Source organism: Mariniradius saccharolyticus AK6 (genome assembly GCF_000330725.2).
Classification (GTDB): Bacteria; Bacteroidota; Bacteroidia; order Cytophagales; family Cyclobacteriaceae; genus Mariniradius; species Mariniradius saccharolyticus.
The window spans coordinates 197401-222613 of record NZ_AMZY02000010.1; the positions used below are offsets into that span (position 1 = coordinate 197401).

The 25213-nt window shown below is 46.3% G+C and carries 20 protein-coding genes; 6 read left to right on the forward strand and 14 right to left on the reverse strand.

All coding sequences use genetic code 11. From position 1 onward, the window contains the following. Positions 1-23 precede the first annotated feature (23 nt). A complete protein-coding gene (locus C943_RS10070) occupies positions 24-1052 on the reverse strand; it encodes a sugar phosphate isomerase/epimerase family protein (protein WP_008627280.1) in 1029 nt (342 codons plus the stop codon). Positions 1053-2034: 982 nt separating this feature from the next. On the opposite strand from C943_RS10070, the gene C943_RS10075 reads away from it, so the two are divergent. Next, a complete protein-coding gene (locus C943_RS10075) occupies positions 2035-2364 on the forward strand; it encodes a hypothetical protein (RefSeq protein ID WP_008627286.1) in 330 nt (109 codons plus the stop codon). An 8-nt stretch (positions 2365-2372) separates the two neighbouring features. On the opposite strand, the gene C943_RS22030 is transcribed toward C943_RS10075, so the two are convergent. Continuing rightward, positions 2373-2522 carry a hypothetical protein gene (locus C943_RS22030; protein ID WP_008627288.1) on the reverse strand — a complete coding sequence of 50 codons (150 nt, stop codon included), beginning with the start codon at positions 2520-2522 and terminating at the stop codon, positions 2373-2375. A 282-nt stretch (positions 2523-2804) separates the two neighbouring features. On the opposite strand from C943_RS22030, the gene C943_RS10080 reads away from it, so the two are divergent. Then, positions 2805-3413 carry an alpha-ketoglutarate-dependent dioxygenase AlkB family protein gene (locus C943_RS10080; protein ID WP_008627290.1) on the forward strand — a complete coding sequence of 203 codons (609 nt, stop codon included), beginning with the start codon at positions 2805-2807 and terminating at the stop codon, positions 3411-3413. A 141-nt stretch (positions 3414-3554) separates the two neighbouring features. Here C943_RS10080 and C943_RS10085 read toward each other — a convergent pair whose 3' ends face one another. From C943_RS10085 to C943_RS10115, 7 genes are all read right to left on the reverse strand, one after another. Continuing rightward, positions 3555-4595 carry a hypothetical protein gene (locus C943_RS10085; protein WP_008627292.1) on the reverse strand — a complete coding sequence of 347 codons (1041 nt, stop codon included), beginning with the start codon at positions 4593-4595 and terminating at the stop codon, positions 3555-3557. 187 nt (positions 4596-4782) lie between these two features. Beyond that, positions 4783-5949, reverse strand: a complete 1167-nt coding sequence (locus tag C943_RS10090) for a hypothetical protein (protein ID WP_008627295.1) — start codon at positions 5947-5949, stop codon at positions 4783-4785. Between the two features lie 59 nt (positions 5950-6008). Continuing rightward, positions 6009-8327, reverse strand: coding sequence for a tetratricopeptide repeat protein (locus tag C943_RS10095; RefSeq protein WP_008627296.1), 2319 nt, complete (start codon positions 8325-8327; stop codon positions 6009-6011). Between the two features lie 21 nt (positions 8328-8348). Beyond that, positions 8349-9125 carry a fibrobacter succinogenes major paralogous domain-containing protein gene (locus tag C943_RS21410; protein WP_008627298.1) on the reverse strand — a complete coding sequence of 259 codons (777 nt, stop codon included), beginning with the start codon at positions 9123-9125 and terminating at the stop codon, positions 8349-8351. A gap of 4 nt (positions 9126-9129) precedes the next feature. Further along, on the reverse strand, positions 9130-10224 hold the full coding sequence (locus C943_RS10105; protein ID WP_008627299.1) for a hypothetical protein: 1095 nt from the start codon (positions 10222-10224) through the stop codon (positions 9130-9132). A gap of 2 nt (positions 10225-10226) precedes the next feature. Then, entirely contained in the window at positions 10227-12305 is a 2079-nt protein-coding gene (locus tag C943_RS10110; RefSeq protein WP_008627300.1) for a tetratricopeptide repeat protein, read from the reverse strand. 94 nt (positions 12306-12399) lie between these two features. Beyond that, positions 12400-13851: a hypothetical protein gene (locus C943_RS10115; RefSeq protein WP_008627301.1), complete on the reverse strand. Its 1452-nt coding sequence runs from the start codon at positions 13849-13851 to the stop codon at positions 12400-12402. A 164-nt stretch (positions 13852-14015) separates the two neighbouring features. Between C943_RS10115 and C943_RS10120 the strand changes: the two genes are divergently transcribed. Both C943_RS10120 and C943_RS10125 read left to right on the forward strand, forming a co-directional pair. Further along, positions 14016-15977, forward strand: a complete 1962-nt coding sequence (locus C943_RS10120; RefSeq protein ID WP_040480029.1) for a tetratricopeptide repeat-containing sensor histidine kinase — start codon at positions 14016-14018, stop codon at positions 15975-15977. Beyond that, positions 15977-16591: a response regulator gene (locus C943_RS10125; protein WP_008627304.1), complete on the forward strand. Its 615-nt coding sequence runs from the start codon at positions 15977-15979 to the stop codon at positions 16589-16591. Before C943_RS10120 ends, C943_RS10125 begins: the two co-directional genes overlap by 1 nt. 62 nt (positions 16592-16653) lie before the next feature. On the opposite strand, the gene C943_RS10130 is transcribed toward C943_RS10125, so the two are convergent. Together C943_RS10130 and C943_RS10135 are read right to left on the reverse strand one after the other, a co-directional pair. Beyond that, positions 16654-18771, reverse strand: a complete 2118-nt coding sequence (locus tag C943_RS10130; RefSeq protein WP_040480032.1) for a beta-L-arabinofuranosidase domain-containing protein — start codon at positions 18769-18771, stop codon at positions 16654-16656. 110 nt (positions 18772-18881) lie between these two features. Next, positions 18882-19682 carry a helix-turn-helix domain-containing protein gene (locus C943_RS10135; protein ID WP_157198503.1) on the reverse strand — a complete coding sequence of 267 codons (801 nt, stop codon included), beginning with the start codon at positions 19680-19682 and terminating at the stop codon, positions 18882-18884. 171 nt (positions 19683-19853) lie between these two features. Between C943_RS10135 and C943_RS21415 the strand changes: the two genes are divergently transcribed. After that, the gene (locus C943_RS21415; protein ID WP_008627309.1) at positions 19854-21314 is read left to right on the forward strand and encodes a CotH kinase family protein; all 1461 of its coding nucleotides are present in this window, start codon (positions 19854-19856) and stop codon (positions 21312-21314) included. Positions 21315-21388: 74 nt separating this feature from the next. Here C943_RS21415 and C943_RS10155 read toward each other — a convergent pair whose 3' ends face one another. Together C943_RS10155 and C943_RS10160 are read right to left on the reverse strand one after the other, a co-directional pair. After that, positions 21389-21679, reverse strand: a complete 291-nt coding sequence (locus tag C943_RS10155; protein ID WP_040480046.1) for a type II toxin-antitoxin system RelE/ParE family toxin — start codon at positions 21677-21679, stop codon at positions 21389-21391. Further along, positions 21667-21852, reverse strand: a complete 186-nt coding sequence (locus tag C943_RS10160) for a hypothetical protein (protein ID WP_008627311.1) — start codon at positions 21850-21852, stop codon at positions 21667-21669. The genes C943_RS10155 and C943_RS10160 overlap by 13 nt, the downstream gene beginning before the upstream one ends. 340 nt (positions 21853-22192) lie before the next feature. On the opposite strand from C943_RS10160, the gene C943_RS10165 reads away from it, so the two are divergent. After that, on the forward strand, positions 22193-23512 hold the full coding sequence (locus C943_RS10165; RefSeq protein WP_008627312.1) for a prolyl oligopeptidase family serine peptidase: 1320 nt from the start codon (positions 22193-22195) through the stop codon (positions 23510-23512). A 73-nt stretch (positions 23513-23585) separates the two neighbouring features. Here the strand turns inward: C943_RS10165 and C943_RS10170 are convergent, their stop codons facing one another. Continuing rightward, positions 23586-25145, reverse strand: coding sequence for a M20/M25/M40 family metallo-hydrolase (locus C943_RS10170; RefSeq protein WP_008627313.1), 1560 nt, complete (start codon positions 25143-25145; stop codon positions 23586-23588). Positions 25146-25213: the final 68 nt, after the last annotated feature.

Consider the following 25213-nt stretch of genomic DNA (forward strand, 5'->3'; position numbering starts at 1 on the left):
TGTGTTGTTGATTCTAGGGAAAATTAGACCAAGGCCTTTCTGCAAAACTCCAGGCATTTTTGGACTTCTTTGACGGCATCGGAACCTTGGGGTACTTGGTATTCGAGCTCGATTGTCGCCGGAAACTTGTACTTGTTTTTTTGCATGGTTTGCAGGATTTCGGCAATCGGCGTATCGCCGGTGCCCCAAGGGAGGTTTCCTTTGCCATTGGCTGGGGTTTGGCGGTCCTTGACGTGCATGCTCCAAATCCGATCCTGCCATTTTTCGATCAAGGGCATCATGTCTGTATGGCCCGCAGCCACATAATGGCCCGTATCGAAATTCAGACCGTTGCTATCGCTCTGTCCCAAGGCCGTATCCCAAAAAGTGAACGTTTGCTGCTCGTGGCCATGGTAGCCCACCTTCATTTTATTGGCATCGCCCAATTTGCCAAGACGCAGCGTCTGCTCATCGTTGGATGGATGCTCCAAAGTCACATGGCTGGCACCGAGGATCTTCGCCGCCTTCATGCCATAGGCCACTTCCGCATCGGAATTGTTGGCGCCAAAAGCATTGGGTTTGAAAGCGTAAACGGATATTCCGGCATCCTTGAACATTTTGGCCGCCTGCTCGAACTTCTTAAAATCAGCCTTGGACCTCCACTCGGATACCACCTTGGCATATGCCTCGGACTGTTTTCTGATATCCGCCAATTCTGCCTTTTCAGCATCCGTAAGTGTTTCGCCACGGCGTTCTTTTCCCCCCAATTGGAATACTCTCATCCTGTTAAAGGTTGGTTGGGGCATTCCCGCAAAGTACTCCACAGGTTCGCCCATCATTTCCACAGCGCTGATGCCCGATTCCCGGATGTAGCGAATATTGGCCTCCAAGCTTTGGTCAGCCATGGAGCGGTACGAATAGGTAATGCAGCCGATCTGAACGCCGTTGATTTTGGAATTGGGCCTGCTAAGGGACTGGATGATCGCGGGGGCACCTTGCAGCCAAGCTGGGGCAAGTGCCAGACCCGTGGCACCAAGGGCGGATTTGATGAGGAAGTCTCTGCGGTTGTTCATGTTGTATTGTCTCAAAAACGAGACAATGTAGATACACAAGCGCAATTTCATTTGCAATTCTTGACAAACGGCGGAAGGAATACTTGGAAAAGAATAATCGAAGAAATATGAAAAAAGGTGAACTGGGAAAATGCAGGGGAATGTTTGGAGACGTGGTTGTCCGGCGGTTGTACCGTCTGACCGATGGTAGTGTCGCTCGTGGCGAAGCAAAAGACCTAACCAAACGCTTTTAGCTCAGGAATCCAAAGGCTACGCTTTTAGAAAACGGCGTGCCTTCATCCTCCTGAGCAATTCCAAAAAACCGGGAATCCATGGCAAGGTCCATATCCACGGCAACAACGGCGCATCAGTCGGGGTAGAGCCGGAGAGCGGGGCAATGTTCATCGCGGGAGTGTCTGGGATCACCAAGGCTCAATTCAACAACCTATGGACTATACCAAGGGAAGAACAGTTTCCCCAAGCATGGATAACTTCTGACAACCAGCACTTTGAATCCATCGATACCACCTTCCATTACATCCCAAAGCAAGTCGAATAATTTCTAGAATCCCTTACAAATGGGCGTTTGCCTATAGTCAAGGGAGAAGACGACCGCAGAGTTGTGGAACCCTTCACCGCCATTTACCAACGCCGGAAAGAATACAGGCCTGTGAGATTCCCGATAGGGTTCGCTGCCTAGGAGGGCTGAATCAAAAATCCCGGCAGGACATTGGGAATGCCAAGTCCCGAATAATCGACCCTAAAGAGCAAACAGATGAGTACCATCAAGACGCAAACGCTCTAGGACAAAAACTAATTTTCGTATTCGTTAGGTTAAGGAAACTAGAGTTGTATTCTCCGAGTCGCTTCGTTTTTGAGATGGTTTATCTCAGCCTAACTATTTTTTTACCACCTATTCCTCCAGGATATCCCGACGAACCCCAAAAAAAGCAACTATTAACAAAAAAATACGTTGGCAAATAGACCAAATAGCCATCGACCGATGAAAAACCTCTTTCTATACTTTCTTGCCTTTTTTTCAATTTCTTTTCTCATTAGCTGCACAACCACCAGAACTATCCCAACTGTAGAAGGAAGTTATGATGGTATTGAAGTCTATACTGTCAAAAACCCTGGCAAGGAGTTCAATGAAATCAAATTTATCCAAGTTCATGGTGGTTGGTTTTCTGGTCCAAACGGCTTAACCAAAAAACTCATCAAGAGAGCCAAAGCTGAAGGCGCAGATGCTTTGGTCAATGTACAATACAACCAACTTCATGTCGGAGCCACTATTTCCGGAACAGCCATCAAATTTGATGATCCGGTCAATTGAGATAGGATTCACCAATTCTTGGTCTCTTCTTCAAAATCCTTGATGGCAAGGGAGTCTACACCTTCAATTTGGTGTCTGCTTTCATAGATCGTGTCAATATAATCCCGCACATTCATCAGGGAAAATGGCTCTTTTCCAACACTTTTCAAGACAATCAAAGCATTAAATGTTCGCTCCCTGTAGTCGAATCGATAGTATCGTGACGCCTAGGATTCAATTCCGCGGCACCTATGGTTTTGACCTGTTGTCCAACGGTTGCACCGACGGACTGATGGTAGTGTCGCTTGTGGCGACGCTTCTAGCAAACGAGCCTAAGGCACTAAACTCAGAAATCCGAAGGCACAGCCTCCGGATAACGCGGCAAAATTTTTTATCTTCAGAAAAAAACCAAAACCCTCCACATCTTCTTTTCTTTGGTATTAGTAAACCGTAAATCCCGCATGAACCTTTTCGAACCCGAGATCGACAAAACCAAAAACCACCTTCCAAAGGATGGAATAGTGCATTACCATGGCAGGATTTTCAACCAAAAAGAGGCGGATTCTTTCTATGAAAACCTGCTCCATACCATCGAATGGAAAAATGACGAGGCCTACATTTTCGGCAAACAGTACATCACCAAGCGGAAAGTAGCCTGGTACGGGGACCGGGATTTTGAATACACCTACTCCAACGCCACCAAGCGGGCGCTGCCTTGGACAAAGGAACTGACAGACTTGAAAAAAGTGATCGAAAGGGAATCAGGAGAAACCTTCAATTCCTGTCTGCTGAACCTCTATCATTCGGGTGAGGAGGGTATGGCTTGGCATAGCGACGGGGAAAAAGACCTGAAAAAAGACGGTGCAATTGCCTCCGTAAGCTTCGGCGCTGAGCGGAAGTTTGCCTTCAAGCACAAGGAAACCCAAGAAAAAGTCGAATTCCTGCTGGAGCACGGAAGTCTGCTGGTAATGGCTGGTACCACCCAAACCCACTGGCTGCATCGCCTCCCGCCCACCAAGTTGGTCAAACGGCCGCGGGTGAATTTGACGTTCAGGACGATTGTGGAATAAATTTTTTTATGAGCAGTAAGAGTTCATCGCACTCACAACACGAGTTACACAATCAAAACTTCGGCTTGAAATGATGGGTAATCAGGGAAATTGACTTTGTAATGGGATTGGATACCATCCAATTTGCACAGCCAAAGACCGTTATTTCAGTAGATTTACTTCCGTGAATCTTTGATCGAAATACCAAGCGTTGGGAAATGTAGTATTGGAACTGAAATTCCCGTCCCGCTGGGTAGGCTGATCGGCTTGAAGTACTAAATTCCATTGTTCGATTCCTGCGAAGTAATGCAACTGATAGCGATAGGCCACTTTTTCGAGAGTCCTGCTTTTGTTTTCCTTAAGATTTCCCAACTCATCGACCCCGTTCTTCTTACTATACCGTTCAACTTTGCTTTGGGTAGGACTGACGGTAAGGACTCCGCCATCGGCTGAATATTGCCCGCTTTCCCTTACAAGTATGATGTCTTCGTATGCATAGCCAAAATTCCGCTCGGTGTACTGGTAGGTCCCATCCTGGAAAAACTCATACCGGCAAGTCGTGTAGCCCGAGCTGCCCCAAGCTGTTGGATTGGCAAAAAAGGAAGAAACTGAAGCGGACCTATTCCATTTTCCCAGGATTTGCTGGTCGACCACTACTTGCGCAGGGGAAGAATTAGAAATTGGCTTTTCGCTGGAGGAAACAGCAGATGGATGGGAAAAAGATGGTAAATCCAAAGAACTTCCAAAATCCTCCAATTCCTTTTCAAAGGCAGTCGTATTACTTAAAAAAACATAGCTGATTTTTTGTTTGTGATTGGATAAAGTTACCAAAACCACTGCCTGATTTTGGTTTTGGTACACGTAAGGTGCTACGCCTATGACTGCATTCCATTCGGAATTGAAAGAAGTTTTGGAAAAATCCGTTAGCCCTTTGGGTTGGTAGTTTACCTCAATCAGTGATTGCCAATCCCCTTTAAAATCTTCATCCAATGATCCTGAGGAGGTTTCTGCCTGGTAGAGAATAATTCTGCCAAATTCGCCGGATTCTTGGTTGATTTTGGTAAAAGCCAAGTATCCATTTCCCTCATTTTTAACCCAATCGCCGGGTGGCAAAAAAGCAATATTGCCATATCTTTCTACCTGTTGGCCAAATACTACAGCCAAGGTCCCGATGTTGATGACAATAGTCAGGAATATTTTCACAATTTTTTCGCAAAATACACCGATTCGTAACGTACATGTCTTCATAGTGCCATTCAGCTGATTTAACAATGAAAATTATCCTCCTTTTAGGTGGTTGACCATCCCGTTTTTAGGGGATTTTTCTGAATCGGTTGATAAAAAAATCGTGCGTTGTTTTTTCGGTCAAATTGCCTGTTGGATACAGGGATCATTTTAGCAGCATGTTGTGGATTTCCTTGAAGTCCAAGCCTTCCATCATCTTCTGCCTGAAATTATATTTCCAGGCGTAACTTCCTGTTTTATCTTGCGCAGGAGCAGAAAGTTCCACTATGACGAATTGGGGAATATGGTACGGTAATTTCTTATCCATATATTCCTCATTGACAAATACCATGTGAAACCTGTCCTTACGGAAATTAATTTCCGGTTCGTTTTCCATGATGAAATTTCCATGGAAAAATAACTCAGAAACCCGCTTAGTGAGCTCTTCCTCGCTACTGTTGCGCAAGTAGTTATCTACCCGCTTGACCGCATTTTCTGTCTGTATCTTAAACTCTGCAAGGCTCTCGTAAACCTGCGAATAACTCTCAGGAAACTTTTTGTAGCCCTCCTCAATGCTTTCGATATATATGTCTCTGTAAGTGTAGAGTTCTTCCCTGAACTGGGTGAGGTATTCCTTACGGGTAACGTACCTAAACAAAGGGACATTTTCTTTCCTGATGACAAACCACTGCTGTCTTGGTTCTCTTCCGCCATAGATTTCCTCGGTATAATGATCCATCCAACCATTGCTACTGACAAAATTCTCGTGGATAAGAAATACCCTTTGCCCATTGATACCGTAATCTGACTCAGAGCCTTTGACGACCCCGATTCGGTAATCGGTTCCGAAAACTTCCCGAGCAGTAATTGGAGATACGAATGGCTCGTAATTGTTTATCTGAAAAGAAAGATAAACTCCTGTTTCATAAGTTTCAGTAACCTTGTCCCCCACCGTACAGACAAATCCCGGATGGCCTATGTAAAGCCGGTAACCGAAAGGCAAGTAGTCATATACATTGGAGAAGTCCAGGTATTTGCTGTAATTGACATTGCCGCCCATAGGTTGGGGATAGGCTTTTTTGGCAAGATTCAGGAGTTTTTCAAGATTGGCATTTGCTACGCTCTTATCGTAGCTTCCGGGTTTTGCCTTGATGTGTCCTGGCGCTGAATATAGATCGAGCTGTTTCCAAGCCCCGGGATAATTGCTTAAGTTATCGGTGGGACAGGGTGAAACAGTTTGTGCAGCTAACGAAAACACCTGAAAAATCAAAACAAATGCACAAATGATGCCGGCCTTATACCTGCCATAAAGCTTACCAAAATGCTTTTTCATATTTCAAGGGGATGTGTTGGCCTTGATTTAATTAATATATCCACTTGATCGGGAATCCCTTACTTTTTACTGAAAATATTCCCTACCGTAGTCACCTTCGGTCCGGTTCCCCTGAACCCGCTCAAAATAGACAATTCATACCCTGTGGAAGCGCTTATGGATGCGGCTTTTCTGATGTCCAATCCGTTGTCATTTGGATCGGTTGATTTGGGGACTTTCAAACCCAATTCAGCCCCAGCGGATGCCTTGACGATTATATCCTTCAAATTCCAGTTGCCGTCGAATTTTACTGTGGTTACCACTCCCGCGCTGAGATCTGAAGCAAGGGCTTTTCCGATGTTATCAGTCACCTTGCCAATTTTCCCACCGAAATAAACTGAGTGCTCAACGGTCTCGAGTGTAGAAGGATCGTATTTCTCGCCACCGCCGAATTCTACTCCGTAAAGCTTTCCACCAATAGTTGCCTCCTTACAGGTGAACTTACTTTTTACAAAATAGAAATCCAGGTCCCAGTGGGTTATGCAATGCGTGTCCTCCCATACTGACATCTTTCCTTTGGGGTTAACTGATTCACTGACCTGCGATTCGCAACCTTCTTCTGAATAGATGATTACCGGATAAGGATAATATTTCTGAAGTTGGGATAAAGTACTCAGGTATTCCCCATATAAAGCGTATGCAAACTCTGTAGGATCCTGAGGAAGAAAATACAATGTGTACCAATAGGTATATTCCTGCAATCGCTGAAATGCCAACGATTCCATTTGCTGCACGAAAGCATTGTTGATGGGGGCTGTTTTCTCTATTCTTGTTTTGTTCAACATCTTCCTCATCGCACAGAGTTGTTTTTCCAAGGCATCAATCTCCGCTCCTGAACCGTCACCGTCTTCCAGGTCTGCTATGCGTTTGGAGATTTCGCCCATTTTTCGGATGTCAGCAGCAAAAGACTCCTCCAGCGCCTTTATTTGCGAATCCCTGGCTTCCTGCAACTTAGCTATCCTTTTGTTGAAACTACTAGCATAAGAATCGTCCAATTCTGTCATCAAGACTTCCTGCGCCTGAATTTTGAATGGATTCCAGACTTGTGCAGCAAGACTGTATTGTTTTTGCACGTCTTCGAGACTTTTCATGTTCCGGTTATTGACTACCATTTGAGTAGTAATCTTTTGATAGCTGTCGAATAGCTTATCCGTTCCGGAGGGATATTTTGTGTTCAATGCATCTGCAGTGAGGGAGAGACCATGAAAAAAATCAGCGATTTCCTGTTCACGACTTAATGCCCTCTCATTGGACTCCGGCACTACTGGCATCGTAAATCTTTTGGTTACCGCTATTTCCCGGTAATTCCTTTTGTCGTCTAGCTTCAGTATTTCGATCCTCTCCTCTACTTGACCTTGATCCATATCTTTCAGTTCAAAATAGGCGTCTTGGGAGAAGCCTCCTTTAAGCGCATTTTTCAGGTAGGATTTAGCCATGGCAGTGTTGTTTTCTTTCATTGCAATTCGTGCCAGACTACGGTTGGCTTCAGGGTGTTGCTCGTATTCACTGACTGCCTGTTCGAGATAGGGTTTTGCTTTTGTTATATGACCGAGGCTGAGCCATGCCTGGCCCAGGTTGTTGTTTACTATACTGCTTTGGGGATTTTTTTGATGCAGGTATTCGAGGATTGGAATGCTGTTTTCCGCATAGCCTGCCATGGTGATGACCGAGGCGAGATTGCTTAGCAAAAGCTCATCCTGTGGATCAGCAATGGAGGCCTTTAACATCAGGTAAGCCGCAGGTTCCTGTTTGCCTGCCAACCAATACATATATCCGGCCTCTTTTGTCTGCTGCCCTTTGTACAAATGCGGAGCAACATCTGCGTGTGCCTCGGGACTCAAAGCCTGATCTGCCCCATTTTCAAAATCCTTCAGGAAATTGAGCATCTCAGCTTCATTCCTCGGAGTGGCTTTAATACTTGCTATGGCATTTTCATCTGGATTGGGAATGGCTTTGGGATCTGCGTCTGCCCCCTCTTCACTCATTTTTCTTTTTATGTCTTCCGGGTCTTGGCCAAATTGCCGGATCATTTTTTCCATCATTTTATCCGGATCATCCTCATCTTCGTCAAATTTTTCCTCATCTGGATCCAGTTCCCCTTCTTTAGACTCCCCTTCGCTTGTTTCGGTCGTTTCACCCTGAGGTGTCGTTTCTTTTTCTTTGGATGACTTCCCTCCAAGTCCAGCAGGGACTGCCTTTTCTTTCAACTTGGAACCCAAGCCTTTCAAGGGCGATTGTTTTTCCCCTTTATCTTGTCCCTGTGCTTGAAGGGTCACTAGAGACAGGGACAAAAGGATCAAAAACATTTTTAAGGAATGTAAAATCATGTTGGTTTTCATATCGTATTCAAATTTATGGGGCTAATCAATGTTCAATTTGGTATCCATTTCCTGTTGTTTTCCCGCTTGGTCTTTGACACATCGGCAGGAGTAGCCGTTTGTTGCCAGCGTGTATATTCTGCCGACGGCATCTGTATTGTAATGCACGTGGTGATTCCAGAGGTAGAGCAGGCCATAGCGGTCATCATAGACGGTAGAAGTCCAAAAATTCCCGTATTGGCCCAGGGTGACAAACTCTCCATTGTCTTTTCGAGCACCTGCAGGTTTGATGGCGAGGCCACTGGAATTATCACCTGAAAATTCGGAGGAATTCCAACCGGATGGGCTTTTCAGATTGGGAGCAATATTTCCCCGATCACCCGTCTGTTCCAATTCAGCAGCAGGTAGCCCAAGAAATCGCTCCAATTCAATCCATTCTTTGTCTGTAGGAATATGCCAGCCCTCGGGACAGAGTCTCCCTGTGGCCACCGCATAACCATTGTACAGGAATCCGTATTGCTCCATGTTCTTAGCTTCATTCTCGAAAAAAGCATAAGCCCCGCTTTTGATTTGGGACCATTCTGTGGCATCTTGGCGATTGGGAATTTTCACCGTGTCCCGGTAATGGGTCGTCCTAAGATTCTCTTTGAACCAATACTGATTACCGATCTTGATGATTTCGTATCGGTTGCTGTCGAGATCATAGACAGGTCTGAGATTGACGTCCAGACTGTCCGCTTTGGGATTGCCTTTGGTCTGAGTTTGTCCAAAAGCAAAGCCTATTGAAAAGAGAAAAAGAAAAGTGAACAAGGGTTTCATAGGATCAGAGGAATTGGGTTTTGCCTAAAAGGGATTGTAGAAACACATAATCAATAGCTTGCTCCAGCTTCTTGATATTCTCAAAATTGATCTGCTCATTGATGTCATAATTGATGCTTACAGATATAAGCTGGGGCACCCATTTGGGTAGTTTGGGATCGAAATAGGCCAAATTGGGCTTCACCAAATAATAGACATCCGGATCATTTTCCTTTTTGAATCCCCTGAATTCCCCTTTGGTCTCTCCACGTTCGATGATTGCCGGTGCGGACAATTCCTCTGGTGACATGGATTCCAAAAGGGCTTCGGTGGATTGGATCAGTTCTTCCTGCGCTCTCAGATTTTCCAGACTTTGGTCAAAAACGCGTTTGCTAGCTGCATCAAAATCGGGATCGATCTCCTTGTGGTAGCTGAGGGATTCTTCGTAGGATTTTTTTAGAAGCGGAATCTTCAGCTTCAAATATTCTCCCTTAGTCAGCGGAACCATCGGACTTTTGTCCTTGTAGGTCAGGATGTAAACCTTTTCTCCCAAGGAATGACTGTCTGAAGGAATTTGGATCTCCCATAAAAGTCGATCCCCCTGCTGCTTAGGACAGTTTTCCAGGATAAAATATCCATTGGGATGATCCTCAGGAAGCTCCGCTGGGAACAGGTTAAATGCACCGCCTAGCTCTTGAGAAGCAGAAATCTGATTGACATAAAAAGTCACCAAAGCTGAAGTCTCCAGATTGGGAACATAAGCCTGTGGGTTTTTAGGATCTCTTTTGCAGACATATTCCAAAAATCTCATCGACTGACCATAAGGATTGGCCGCCCAATTTTTTCCTTCTCCAAGGGGAATAGAAAAGGAATCGGAGAAACTCAAAACACCTCCAATCGGCGTGTATTTGCCCTTTACGGATTCGTGGATTTTTGCTAATACAGCCCGCTCTTGCGTCACATCCGCAGTACTTACATTTTGGATTGAGCCGTCTTTGTTGGATTTCCACGAGCCGGGGATTTTGGCAAGTTCTGCCGGTTCGCAATCCTGGGATTTTGCATTTAAAAATGCCAGAAAGCAAAAAAGGAAGACAAAATAGCGTTTCATTATGGGTTTCATGGCTAGTTGATTTTGGTGGTCATGCCCTGAAGTATTCCTTTTCCTTCCATGGAAGGGCCACTGTTCCATCCCCATCGGGCTTCTGCTCCTATAAGGGTTACAGATTTATCGTCTACAAATCCGAGTGTAGCCTTATTGGTATCCTCACTGATAAAATTGGAACCTACGGCTACTTTTGCCCCAGCTTTCACGCCGATATCCGTGACTCCATTCCCGTCAAACTCAACAAAACCGTAGAGTTCACCTTTCAACTCGGCCTTAACCGGACCCAACTCGGAAGCCTTGGCCAAATCCCAATCAAGGCCGATTTCCACCGAACCCTGGATGATCTGGTCAGTATCCATATTTTCCTTGACGGTGTACTTGAAAAACTTGGAGTCCAGCTGTGTGGTCATCTTGTTGCACTCGATGGTAACGGACCCGATAATCAGGTTCATCTCGCTTTTTTCCTTGCAAGTCATGTCATAGAAATCTCCCAACTTGCCCGAAACCAAACCCAATTCCTCTTCCTCCTCCGGAACCTCACAAGGACTTGCAAACCTGACTTCCTGTCCGCTAATCATTCCCAGCCAAGTGATCATCGCCCGGAGTTTTTCCAACTCAAATTCTTCCGGCCAAAGGGTGTATTGGAGATAGTTGAGCCTACGGCTCATGGCAAATCTCCAGTAGTCAATCCACTTCTTGTTTTCATCCCGGAGGAGGGTATTGCTTTCTCTCAGCAGATTATTGTTGAGGTTATCTTTAGTTTGACAATATGCCTTTCTATCTGCATCGGTTGAGCCTTCCCCATCCCGAATATTCTTCATTGCTTCTCTATAAATAAGGCCATGCCGATCCTCTATTTCCCTTAGCATCTCCTCCAGCTTGTCCCGATTGGCAAGTTGCTCCTCGTAGCGCTGCAATTCCAGATCAGGATTTTCCTGATCGTAGTATTCCATTTTTGCTGCGATTTTGGAGGAAAAGACCATCTGCTTTTTTGGGAGGTGAAGGTTGGATTGGGGATTCAGCATTTCCATTGCTCTCTCTTGGATCTTTATTGCATACTCATTCTGCGCAAGAGCAAATTGCTGCTGATACCTAGCAGAAAGCTTTGTGATCTCAGCACGGTAGGCTTCCCATTCGCCTTCGAAGTATTCGCTTTCTTGGACATTCATCGGGTAATCAGGCCAGTTCATGTGCCCAAAACCCAAAGGATCTTCGTTCAATTCCGTGGTCCAAGTGATATCCTTTCCGGTGACTTGGTGCCCCAATTCCTTGATTTTTTCTTCCTTCTCAGGGCTATAACCAGATTTGATGCTTTCCTTCAGGGCTTTTGCCGCTTCGGTCTTATTGCCTTTTTTCTCTTCAATTACGCTCTTCGTCAGGTTGGCTTGGGAGTGTCCGGGATACAACATAAGTGCGCTGTCGATGTAAGCTTCGGCTTCGGGAATATCCCCCAATCCAAACCAAGCCTGAGCCATGTTATTCAGGACCGTGCTGTTTTTGGGATAGTTGGTATTGAGGTGTTTCAGGATGGGAAGTGCCGCTTCTTCAGCACCTGCCATGGTGAGAAAAGCCGCGTAATTGTTTAGGTAATCGGGATTGTTTGGGTCAGATTGCAGGGTATTTCCTAAGACCAAAATTGCATAGGCCGTTGAACCAAACATCCAAAGTCCATTGGCAATCTGGGCACCTTCAGCTGGTGAACCCGCCATTCCGAAAAGTTCGCTGGCGTTATTGCTTGCTTCAGAGCCCATTTTGGATGAAACTGCCGAATGAACTTTGGCTAGGTAGGGGGCCAGATCAGCACCTTTTAGAACAGTTTTTTTTGCGGCTGCGATACGGACTTCATCTTTTTTAGGAAAAACACTCTCCTCCACGCTGCCGTCAAATGATCCGGACATTGCAGTTCCCAACTTATTCAAATCGGGAACCCCAATACCCATTTTCTTCATCATTTCCCTGGCTTCAGGATCCAACTCTTGCATCATCTTTTCCAATTCCTCCTTTGTGGGAGGCCTTTCCTGGGCTAAGACTTGAGCAGATCCAAACAGAAGAATCCCGAAAAAAAGGATCATTACAGCCAAAAACAGATTTTTCATGGTGTGGGTGAGATATTGATTTCTTTGGAAAGCTAGCCCTAAGCTTACTCTCCCAACATCCTGTAAAAAGGGGATTTTTGATGTGAAACAGAGATCAGCGAATCTTCACCAGCAAGTATTCCTCCCCTGCTCCATTGTTGAGATAGAGCAAACGTCCGCCCTTCACCGCCTGGAAATGTGCGTCAAACTGCTGGGTTTTGCCTAGGTAGCGGTTGGTGAGCGTAATGGTCCAATTCGAAATACTTGAATTCCCCTTGTACTCTTGCTGAAAGGTATTCATTGCTCCCACTGCTCCCGTGGCGCCGTTATGAATACTGGAGTAAGTCGGCCCTGTAAAGAAAAATGTAGCACTCGAGGAAGCGATCGTCGCCCCGGCATAGGCTCCAGTGAAGGAATCGTACCATTGGGTCATTTGACTGCCGCCACTTTGCCAGGTGCCGTTCAGGTCATTCGGTCCGATGGCAAACTTGTTGTATCGGCTCATGGCTACCAGATCAGAAGTCCATCGGTCGGATGCTTTTGGAAAAATTTGCCTCATGCTATTCTCATCCACAGTACTTGCAACTGTCAACATTGCGGTATTGGGAGAGACTGTCAAATACATCCCAAGAAATCTACGCTGCCCTGTCTGAGGATCTTGTCCCCAACCTTCCACATATTTGGGCTGAAGTGAACTGACAAACTCCCCTCCGTCTTGGTAGGCTTTGGTGGTGGTATTGAAGGTAGGCGCCACATGATTATCCCAATAAAAATCCCGGTCCACCACCCCGGTTCCACTGAAATTTTCGATTCGGTAGGGAAGCACAAAAAACAGGTAGACCTTCGTTTCGCCTTTTTGTGCCAACACCCAGTCCGACTGAATACTGGAAATCCAACCGTCATCAAAATTGCTGGTCGTAAACTGAAAACCAGTGAATGGTGCTACCGAAGTCTTTGGAAGAGATGAATTTGAAGAAGGATTTTGAGCTGGGGATTGGGATGAGGCTGGAGGATTTGGAGCAGGAGCTTGTTGATTTACCGAAGGCGAAGTACTTGACCTGGAAGGAGGCAAAGGTGGAATGTAAGCAGGAGCTGTGGGCTGAGTTGAAGTTGGAGTAACTTGCTGGCCTGGCTGGCCTTGAGTAGGTTTTGGAACGGTGTTGGATTTGCCTAGGTAAAAGTTGGTTTCGGCCTTGTCCATGGAAAAATAAATCAGGTAGGCAGTTTGTCCTTTGACCAACCAAGCGATCCGGTCGTCATCCGTGGGTAAAATCTCAAAGCCGGATTTTTCTAACTCAGAAACCAAAACTTCCGCATCAAATCCAGATTGCGGTGTGGGCGGAAGCATATACACCTCCACCTCACTTAGGGTGACCTTTGGATCATTCACTTCGGTTTCAAGCAGTGAAGCTGCCGCCACAGTGGATAGAAACCGCTTGTCCTGCTTGCTTCCATCGGGAAGTTTGAGATTCAAGGCAGTAATCTGATTTGCCGGGACAACATTTTTCTGGGCGAAGACCATCATCGGAACCAAAAATGACACAAGAATCAGCAGTTTGGACTTCATGGATATAGGGTATTTGAGCGATATAAACCTAGCGTTAATTGTCTCCGTCCAAACTCCCTTAAAAGGAGGATATTTTCTCCCCCAAAAATCCTCTAAAAAGGGGAGGTTTTTGGAATCGGGTAATTTCATAATTTGTAGTGTTTATAGACACGCCGACTCGCTTCATGAAAAAACTCCTTTTCATTCCAATCATTATCTTGCTGAGTCTTGAACTAGCTGCACAACAGCATTTGGCAGACAGCGTCAGATTGACGCTGCAACAAAATCTACCTGATACCACCAAAGCATACAATCTGATAATGCTCGCCATGTACACCGAACCATTGGATTTGGCGAAGGCACACGAAATCTATCAGGAAGCGGTTGATTTTTCCTTAGAAAAAAAATTAGAGTATTATGCTGGACTTGCGTTGTTCTACGAATCCACTCCCCTGGAACTAAGCGGCAAATACCAAAAACAGAAAGAAAACCTGGATCGTGCTGCATCATATTTCAAGCAATCCTCCCACCCCAATGCCAAAAGAGAGGAAGCACGCGTTTTTGGAGGTTTGTCCAATTATTATCGAAATGCAAGTATGCTGGATTCCGCGGTGGAAGCATCACTCAACTCAATCGCACTGCTCGAAGATTTGAAAGATTATGCAAGAGTTTCGACCCATTGTCTGAATTTGGCGATGATTTTTCAGCAGCTTAGTCTCCCCGAGAAACAGAAAGAATATGTGGACAAAGCGTTGGATTTTGCGAAAAAGGCAAATCACCCTGGTAATCTAATGCTTAGCTATTTGCAGCAGGCAAGTTACTTCACTGAAATTCGGGATTTTCAAAAAGCGAAACTTTACGCTGATTCGGCCTCGGTCTATTACAGCGGTAGTTTTGACTTTACGAGGAAACAAAACTTTTTTTTGATAAAGGCTGGTACGTTCCAGAATATCAGCGAATTCGACAGCGCGATCCATTATTTCAAGCAAGCATATGAAAATGGCAAAGAAGCCGGTTCACGCTGGAACATGACTGAGCCCCTCATGCAGATCGGTTACATTAATTTTAAGCAGAAAAATTACGCTGAAGCGGAGAAGTATGTCAAAATGGGACTCGAGATTGCAGAAACAGATTCAGTCCTGGTTTTTATGAAGGAAGGTTACGGTACCCTAAGTGATATCTATGCCGCTAATGGGAATTTTAAAGGCGCATACACCTTTCTAACCCGCTACAATACCATCAAAGACAGCTTACAGAGTGAAGACAGGAAAAGATATGCGCTTGATATCGAAAAAAAATATGAATCTGAGAAACAGCGCAACCAAATCCTTCAACTCGAGGCACAAAACGCCAACCAATTGGCCGAGAACCAAAAAAGAAAGCTGACCATCTGGATGCTGGTGATTTTGGCAGTGTCATTGGGAGCGATCATTCTCCTAATAATCAGGAAAAACCAACACAAACAACAGCTTCAAGTTCAGAGGATCAAGGAACTCGAAACTGAAAAACAACTTGCTGCTACTGAAGCAGTCCTCAAAGGCGAAGAACAAGAACGAAGCCGATTGGCCAAGGACCTACACGACGGCTTGGGCGGCCTGCTTTCCGGAATTAAATTTTCATTTCAAACTATGAAAGGCAACCTGATTTTAACCCCAGAAAATGCAAGGCTTTTCGAAAGAAGCCTTGATATGTTGGACACCTCGATCATGGAAATGAGGCGGGTTGCCCATAACCTGATGCCGGAAAACCTGATCAAGTTCGGTCTGGATGCGGCTTTGAAGGATTTTTGTGAGGACATCAACCAAAGCGGAGTGATCGATCTCCGCTATATCTCAATAGGTATTGAGGGAAATGAAATCGATCAGACCACTGCGGTTTCGATTTATAGGATCATTCAGGAATTGGTCAACAATATCCTGAAACACGCGGAAGCAAAAACCGCCCTGGTGCAACTCACCAAGAATAGCAATTTGATTCTTTTAGATGTAGAAGATGACGGCAAGGGCTTTGAGCACTCCAAGATGCTGCTTGGAAAGGGAATCGGATGGAGTAATATCAAAAGCCGCCTCGAATATCTGAATGCGAAGTTTACACTCGACTCTGCTCCCGAAAAAGGCAGCAGCATCCACATTGAAATCCAACTTTGATGAAGGTCCGACTTTTTATAGTGGATGACCACTACATGGTGATTGAAGGTATACGCTCACTGCTACAGCAGGAGGAAGACATCGAGTGGATGGGGCATGCCACCAACGGTGAGTCCTGTTTGGCGTTTTTGGAGAAAGATGAACCCGACGTCATATTGATGGACATCAGTATGCCCGGGATGTCTGGCATTGAGCTTTGCAAAGAAGTGAAAAAACAACATCCTGGAATCCGGGTATTGGGATTGAGTACATTTGACCAGCGAAGCTTCGTGGAGAAAATGATCGAAAACGGGGCAAATGGCTATGTGCTAAAAAATGCCGGTAAGGATGAACTGCTGAAAGCAATACATGCAGCAAAAGCTTTCAAATCCTACCTGAGTTTTGAAGCAGTGAAGGCACTGAAAAGCGAATCGGGAGAAGCACCAATTTTGACACGAAGGGAAAAGGAGATTTTGGAGCAAATTGCCGAAGGCCTGACAAATCAGGAAATCGCCGAAAAGCTTTTCATCAGCGTCACCACAGTCGATACCCACCGCAAGAACCTGATGCTGAAATTTGATGCGAAAAATGTCGCCGCCCTGATCCACCTTGCAGGCAAGTGTGGTTATTTGTGAGAAATCTCCACTTTATTAAGAAGGGTTTCGTTGATTTTCTTTATTTGCCATACCAAAAATCTTTACTCCACCCTCACCACTGGAAACTCCGTGATCCTAAGTGTCGTGCAGCCATATGGCACCAGGGTGATTTCACGTTTTCGGCGCTCAAGCTCAGCGGGGGAAATAACTTGTGGGATATTCTCGGAAAGCTCGGGTGCGCTCTTGACAGTCCTCCACTCGGGCAAGTGGACTCCATTCAACCTCAGCTCGATCGGCGCATTCTCCAGATTCCAAGGGTAATCGCCGTTCCATTCTCTCTCTATCAATGCCACATTCTCGGAAAGGTTGCGGAGAAAACTTTCTTCCAACGCATAATTCCAATCGCTTTTCGGAAACACTTCCCAAAATGCGCGGAAGCGGTCTTTCCTATCCTTTTGCCGTTCTTCTGATTCGACCTTTAAACTGAAAACCAAGGGCCCTCGTTCGATCGAAACCATTCCTTTGTACCAAGTTGAGGTTTTCAATTCCATGGGCAGGGTTAAAGTCACTTTGTCCCCATTTTTCCAGGTTCTATTCAGGACAGCGACTTGATTGGTGGCCACAAAATCCACTGCCTGCCCATTGAGGGTGATTTTGGGATCTTTCGCCCATGCCGGAATTCGCAAGTGGAACGGAAACTCGGCTTCCTTGGTGAGTTCCAATGCGAAATCAACGCGCTCACGAAACGGAAATCCCGTTGTCTCGACGATCTTGAGCGTTACGCCATCGGCCACCGTCATTTGGACCGTACTTGGCGCGTACAACAGGGCGGCGACACCACGGTCGGGAGTGGCATAGAACAGGTTTTGGACAAACTTCGGCCAAGACTGATGCATATTGGTGGTGCAGCAGGGGTACCCAGAGAGCACGCCGAACACAAAATCCGTCCCCTCGTGGTTGGTTTTTTCGAAGGAAGTTTCCAGTTGGTCGGTGAGTTCTACCTGATTTGCGGCCTGGAAATATTGTCTCGTCCGGTAATCGTCGGATGCCTGAGTCGGCAGGGCATTGTAGGTGATTCTTTCGAGCAGATCAGCAAATTCCATGTCGCCCGTGATTTTGAGGTTGGTTTCCAGGGAAAACATTTCTTCAGCAATCGAGCACAACTCGATGCCTTGGACGGGATTGTTGCCGTGCAACGGCTCATCGCCTCCATACATCCCTGTAGGCTGACCGTGGTATTGTTTGAGGTCGCCCAAGGCTTTTTTGACCGCAGGGAGGGCTTGGGAATCCTTGCTCTTCTGGTAATAGACCAAAGGTTGCTTTAGGCCTTGGGCCACATTGACGGTATGCAATCCGGGAATTTTTGAAATGGTCAAAACCGCCATTTCCGTCGAATCAAAAGGATAACGCTTGAGTTTGTTGTAAAACCAAGTGTCGTCAAATTGGAAAGGATTTTCGGCATTGGTATAAATCTTCTGCCAAGGGAAGGTTTGCTCTTGGATCAAATCTCCCAGCTCAAGCAAAAAGGCATCTCCCGTGATGTTGTACAGCCAATAGACCACCATCAGGTTATCACCCGCCCTTCGGTTGGCCCAAAGTGAAAGATGGTCCAAAGGCTTTTCTGGAAGCATTTTCAATTGGTATTGGAAATATTTGGTCAAGGCTGTAATCACCCGTTCGTCACCCGTGGCTTGGTAATACTGCTGCAGCACTTTGAGCATGACCATCTTTGGCCACCAATCTTCCCTTGGGCCTTTTTGAATGCCGCGTTCGGGCTCAGGTTCCGTCTCAAAAGGACTAGGGCCAAGATATCCGGATTCGGCTTGGTTGGCCAGTGTCCATTCTATCCAAGGCCGCGCCTTTTGTTTCAGTCGCTCATCGTCGAGGATATACGCCAGCGGCAACAAGCCATCGATCCAATACGGGCCTCTTTCCCAGCCGTCCCCATCTCCGCCAAGCCAGCCGTTTCTAGGGCCGACGACCTCGGGATAAATCTCATCCAAATGCCCGGTGAGTCCATCAGCCATACGCCGCAATTGGTCCTCCAGCCAGCCATTGGCTTTGATGCTCCCCAGTGGAAGCTCCAAATACGGTGTAGCTGCCAAAGGCGACCGATTACTGAGGTAGTGGGCGTTTAGCGCATCAGGTTTTTTTTGTTCAGGCTTGGAACAAGACAGCAGAACTGCCCATAGGACGAATAACCAGACAGATTTGTACATGGATCGACGAGGTTGATTTTCGGAAAAACCAAGTTAACGATCTGTCTCACAAAAAGGAATAAATGTGCTGAGAGACGGGGGCTGGCCAATTCGGTCGGCGGATTTTTTGATCAAATTTTTTCGACACCCTCCACGTCCACTTCAAAAGTCCAAACTAAATCCTGACAATCATTGGACACATTTGATCCTGGACATTTTTGCTGGGTTCCTGAGATCAGGTAGCCGTTTCCCCGAGAGGTGAATTCCAAGGTTTTCCCGTATTCATTGAAAAATTCCCCGTAGGTCTTTTGCCAAACAAGGTTTCCCTGCCGATCAATTTTAAGGAGCAATGCATCATAATTTCCTGCCCCAAAGGAACTCGTAGAGCCAAGCACCAAGCACCCTCCATCGGTTGCGGCAAGGGCTTGTCCTGCACGGTCGTAACTGGTGCCTCCAAAAGTTTTTTGCCAAATGATTTTTCCATCAGAAGCCTTTTTGGTGACTTCTATATCGCATTCAGTGGGGGAACCGCAGTTGACTGTAGCGACTTCGAAAACAGAGCCATCGCCGAAATCTGATATTCCTGAGTCGGTAAAGGGCCAAAACAGGTAGGTAGAAAGTGCAAAACAAATAACTCCGATTGCTCCCAATACGGAAAACTTACTTGCTATGAGGGTTTGAATAATGGCATTCATTTTTTGAAAGGGTTTGGATTGTGGCACATGGTTTTTCTCTTCCGACTCCAACAAAATCATCTCCAAATCCACCTCAAGTGCTCGGGCCAGAATCCTCAAGGAATAGAGACTCGGCTTCACTTCCGCGTTCTCTATGCGTTGGACCGTCCGCAGGGACACGCCGCTGCGATCGGACAATTCCTGTTGAGTCCACCCTTTTGCTACTCGAAGCGACCTGATTTTCTTTGCTGAAGTCACGGCCAAAATTCTCCTTTCATTTCCTGTTGTCAAACGTCGACGCTACGTCATCCTCACGTCATTTGGAAAAACCCACCTGAAGCCGTAATGTTTGGTATTGTTTTTTGATTCAAACATTGCTGAATCGCAATCCGTAAAAATCAACTAATTTTGTTTCCAAAATCAACATTTATGCAAGGCAAATTCAATCACATTTTTTGGGTAGCGATCATCAGTCTCTTCATTTGGACTGGATGCAAGGAACCCGTCGAGGTAATGGTTCCCATAGGCGACGATGGACAGGTTTTTGCCATCGACACCGAGGACAGTAAGATTCCCTACATCGTCATCGACACCCGCGGTGCTTCGATTCCCTACGAACCCGGTGTCGTTGCCCAAATGAAAATCTATGAGGAGAAAAAGCTCATCCAAACCCAAAGGATCGACATCGAGTACAGGGGAAAAACTTCCTTCCGCCTTTCTGACAAAAAAGGCTTCAACTTCGAAACCATCGATGACGCGGGAGAAGGAACGGATGTATCCCTGCTTGGATTGCCAAAAGAGGAAGATTGGCGCTTGATTGGCCATGTGGTGAATGTATCCGAAAAATACATCTGGGACAGGAGCCTGATATACAACCCTGTGGCTTATGAGCTTTCCAATCGGATCGGAAAATACGCCAGTCGCGGAAAGCTTGTCGAGATCGAGGTCAATGGCGAGTACATGGGCGTATATTTTCTCTGCGAAAAACTGAAACGCGATAGCCAGCGGATCGATATCAAGTCCCTCAACGCCAGTTCTACCAACCTGACGGGAGGCTATATCCTCAAGATCGACAAAGCCGACGCGGGACCCGAACATGACGGCGCACCGCTTTCCTATTTTCTAAACAACTGGGACGATGATGCGCGCTACACCGCACAAAACAGCTTTAGGAGTCAATACGACATCAACCGCAATGTCATAACGTTTCCACCATTTGCACCACCGTATCACACCAATCAATACCTGGAGACGTATTTCATGTACGAGTATCCCAATGCGGAAGACATCACGGACGCGCAGGAGGCCTACATCGCAAACTATCTCCACGAATTTGAGACCGCTTTGATCCAAGACAATTTTGGGGCGGGCCAAAGGACCTATGCCAACTATATCGAGATCGGGAGTTTTGTGGACTATTTCATCATCAACGAGCTCTGCCGCAATGTGGACGGCTATCGCCTCAGTACCTTTCTGGTGAAAGATAGGGATGGCAAGTTGGCCATGGGACCGGTTTGGGATTTCAATATCGGTTTTGACGAAGGAGGGAGAATCCCGATGGATGACTGGGTGATCAACTACAACAGCCTTGTAGACAGGGATCCTTGGATGCTACCCTTTTGGTGGACCAGACTGATGGAAGACCCCGTGTTCAGGCAAGCATTGAAAACCCGTTGGACAAGTCTGCGTAGTGGCCCACTGAGCAATGCAAACCTCCAAAACCTCGTGGCAGAAACTGCCAAGTATCTCCAAGACAACGAAGCCGTCACCCGCAACTACGCCAAATGGGAAGTAAGCAAAGACCGCACTTACGAGCAAGCTATCCTCGACCTACAAAATTTCCTCAGCCAACGCGCCAATTGGATGGATGGAAGGATTGGGGCCTTTTAGAATTTGACTAGCGTTTGGTGATTGTGATTGGAAAAAAATTTCCCGGAATTTACTCAAATGAAAAAAGCGCCAATTCAGACTGTTGATAATGGTCTTGAGGAATGGTGTACCAACAATATTTCTACCTTGTCAAGGCCCTCAAACTGATAGATTATGCGGTAGTTTCCTTCGATCAATTCCCTTATACTGTCGTCGTTTTTTTCGGGAACAATCCTACCTATTTCAGGCATTGTTTTCAAAATATTAACTTTATTAAAAAGTTTTGAAACTATAGAAGCAGCATATTTTGGAGAATGACGCTCGCAGTAGGTTGCTATACTGGTCAAGTCATCCACTGCTCTTTCAGTCCAGACTACTTTAACCACTTTTCCAGTTTCTTTTTGGCCTCTTTTTCTAAATAGACTTTACCCTCGCGGACCTGCTGTTGGCCTTCTTCAATTTTTTCCAATACCAACAAACGTTCAATCAAGTCGTCAAGGGAAAACTCCTCAGGAAAATCTTGAATTTGTTCAATCAGTTGTGCCTTTTTCATTTTCATAGGTTTATTGGGTGCGTATACTTATGGTCTTCGATTTTTCCAGTCATGCCTATCCCGAAGGTTTACGCATTTCCCTTCCTAAGTTAGCACATTCTTCTGACTAATCACTAAACGAAAGAAACACCCATTTCTGGTTTCCAATATCTCATCGTACAGGCATCGTAAATCGCCATACCCCGTTTTTTCAATCTGGGCCCGAGTGGAGAAAGCAGTTCAAATTCAACCTTACAACTTGTAAACCTTGAAAAGTATAAATCAATACCCCACTCCTGTAATTCCCCTATTGATCCCGCGTCGAATGTCTTACTTTTTGACTACATACAAACCCATTCGACCTCTTATGAAAAAGCTTTACCTCGTTTTGATTTTGGCTGCCGTGTTCGGCCACATTTCGATCCATACACTTAGCGCTTATCCCAAAGTTTCTGATGAAAATACCGCTGCCGCTCCAGGCGATTACCGTTGGGTGGTAGAAGGATTTGACTGGGGACCGGCTGTCAACAAGGTAATTCTCACGCTCAGTGAATCGGCCAAAGAAGCCAACGCTGCCCAATACCAGGTCTTCGCTTCGAGGAGTCTGGAAGGCGTAGAGATCGCGCCAGAAAGCGCATCCGGTAACCGCACGGTCGTGTATGCCTACGTTTCTGACGAAAAAGGAAACAGAGTCGCTGAGGGAAAACATGTCACCTTGGTATTGGCGGTAAGCCCGGTGATGCCTTTGGGCTCCCCATTCCAATATACCCGCATCAACAACCGCGGTGGCAACTATTGGGTAGACTATAAGCTGACCATCATCCATACAAAAACCGGAAGGATTTGGAACAATCCTGTTGGAAAGATCATGCCACTCGTCGACAATTTTGACCTGACGGGAAAATTCAGCTACGGCAACAACCAAACCATGTCGTATGCCAGCTACACACCTTCAAAAACCACGGGTAAAGTTCCATTGATCATTTGGCTGCATGGTGGCGGTGAAGGTGGATTTGATCCGACAATGGCTTTGTTGGGAAATAGGGCGGCAAACTATGCCTCGCCGGAAATCCAGGTCCTTTTTGGCGGCGCTTACGTCTTGGCCCCGCAAGCGCCCACTTTCTGGATGCAGGGCCCCGAGGGGATGACAAGGGGCAAGGACAATGACGTGTACAATCAGGCTGTTTTTGCCTTAATCCAGGATTTCGTAGCCAAAAATCCCAACATCGATCCGAAAAGAATATACGTGGGCGGTTGTTCCAATGGTGGTTACATGTCGCTCAAGCTGATTTTGGAGCATCCGGATTATTTCGCAGCAGGCTATATCAGTGCACTCGCCTACAACAACGAGTTCATTACCGATGCCCAAATCCAAAAAATCAAGAACGTCCCGATGTGGTTTATCCACGCCAAGGAGGACCCAACCACAGTCGCCGACCAAACGGTCGTGCCGCTGTACCACAGACTAAAAGCCGCCGGTGCGAAGAACGTCTATTTCACCTTCTACGACCATGTTACCGACATCACGGGATTTTATGGCGGGGAAAATTTCCGCTACAATGCGCATTGGTCATGGATCTATAGCCACGCAAACTTGGCCCGCAGGGACTTCGATGGCTCAGCGGTAATGCTCAACGGCAGGCCGGTAACGATTATGGAATGGATGGCTGCACAGCGGAAGAAATAATCCCGACTTCTATCAACAAAAAACCTCAGTGATGATCTGAGGTTTTTTGTTGCTTGTTATCGACACACAGTCCTTAATTTTCTGTTTGACGGTCGTAGGATTTAATGATCTCCTCAAAATAATGGATCATACGGTTGAATGCCTCGATCGATATGTACTCGTTTTCGCTGTGGATGGTCCTTTGTTCGGAAGCGTTTAGGACTACGGGAAGGAATCGATAGACATTTTTGCTTACCAATTCATACTTATAGGCATCCGTTCCCCCGATTGTGATGTAAGGCGTAGCTACCGCTTCCGGAAAAATCCTCCCAATCGTCTCTTGGATCACTTCAAAACCCCGGGTGTCCGTCGGAGAGATATTGGAAGCTTCCCTTGGTGTACCGACCTCTTCCAATCGCACCTCAAATCCTTCGCATGCATTTTCCACGTGTTTTCTAACATCCTCCACGGTATTGCCAGGAAGGATTCTGAAATTGACCACGAAATCGACTTCCGATTCCAGCACATTGGCAGCCTTGCTCCCTGACATCATCGTCAGCGCCGTGGTGGTGCGAACAAGGGCATTTGTGCTCGGGGTTTTGGTGAAATTGTTCAAAAGCATCGACTCAAACAGCCAACGGTTGGCGATGGCCATGCGGGAGGCGAAGGGCATTTCCCCACCCACGTTGTTGAGGAAATTTTCCATCGGAGGTATCAGCATCGCAGGCATTTGGTTTTCCTCCAAACGCTGCATGATAACGGCGGCTTTTCCAATCGCACTTTGGAGTGGCGGCATGGACGAGTGACCGCCCAATCCCTTCACGTGGATCCGAAGTGACAATAGCCCTTTTTCCGCCATTCCAACCAAGGCAATATCCTTGTCCAACAAGCCGACGCTGCCTTTTGCCGAAATGAGGCCGCCTTCATCAAAGACCGCATCAAACTCGATCCCTTTGCTTTTGAAATCCGCCGCGATCTTTGCCGCACCTTGCCTCCCACCCACTTCCTCATCATGCCCAAAGGCAAAGTAAACATCCCGCTCGGGTTGATGTCCCATCAACATCAGTTTCTCGGCGGCTTCCAAAATCGCGAACAGCATGTTTTTCATGTCCAAAGAACCCCGTCCATAAATCCGGCCATTGGCGATGGCGCCCGAAAAGGGAGGAAAATCCCAGGATTCCGAGATGGAGTCTATGGGTGCTAAAGCTTGGTCCTGCGGCCTGAAAACCAAGTCTTCAACCGCTATCGTATCAGCCATCGGGTCGTAGCCTGCGACAGGGACCACATCGTAGTGGGAAAGAAAAAGTATAGGCTTCAGGTCCGCTTGCTTTCCCTTCCATCTGAAAATCATGCCATACCCGTTTACCTCATCATACTCCATTTGCGCAAAAATCACCGGGTAAGACTCCTTTAGATATGCCTTGAACTGATCAAAAGGCGCGTAGTCGAAAGCCTCATAGTCGGCGTTGGAGATGGTAGGAATGCGAAGCCCACCTGCAAATCTTTTGAGTGAAGTTTCAGAGATCGGGCTTAACTCAAGTGGGCTGTTGGACTTGGCTGTATTTTCTGAAAAGGGATAGGTCCAAGTATTGAATACGACCAATCCGATGAGGAAAAGGATGATGACGAGCAGAAAGCTTAGGATTTTTTTCATGGAAAAGCTGAATCTTGATGATGGCTTGAATACTTGCGATTGAAGATAAATATAGTGAAAACTCAGTT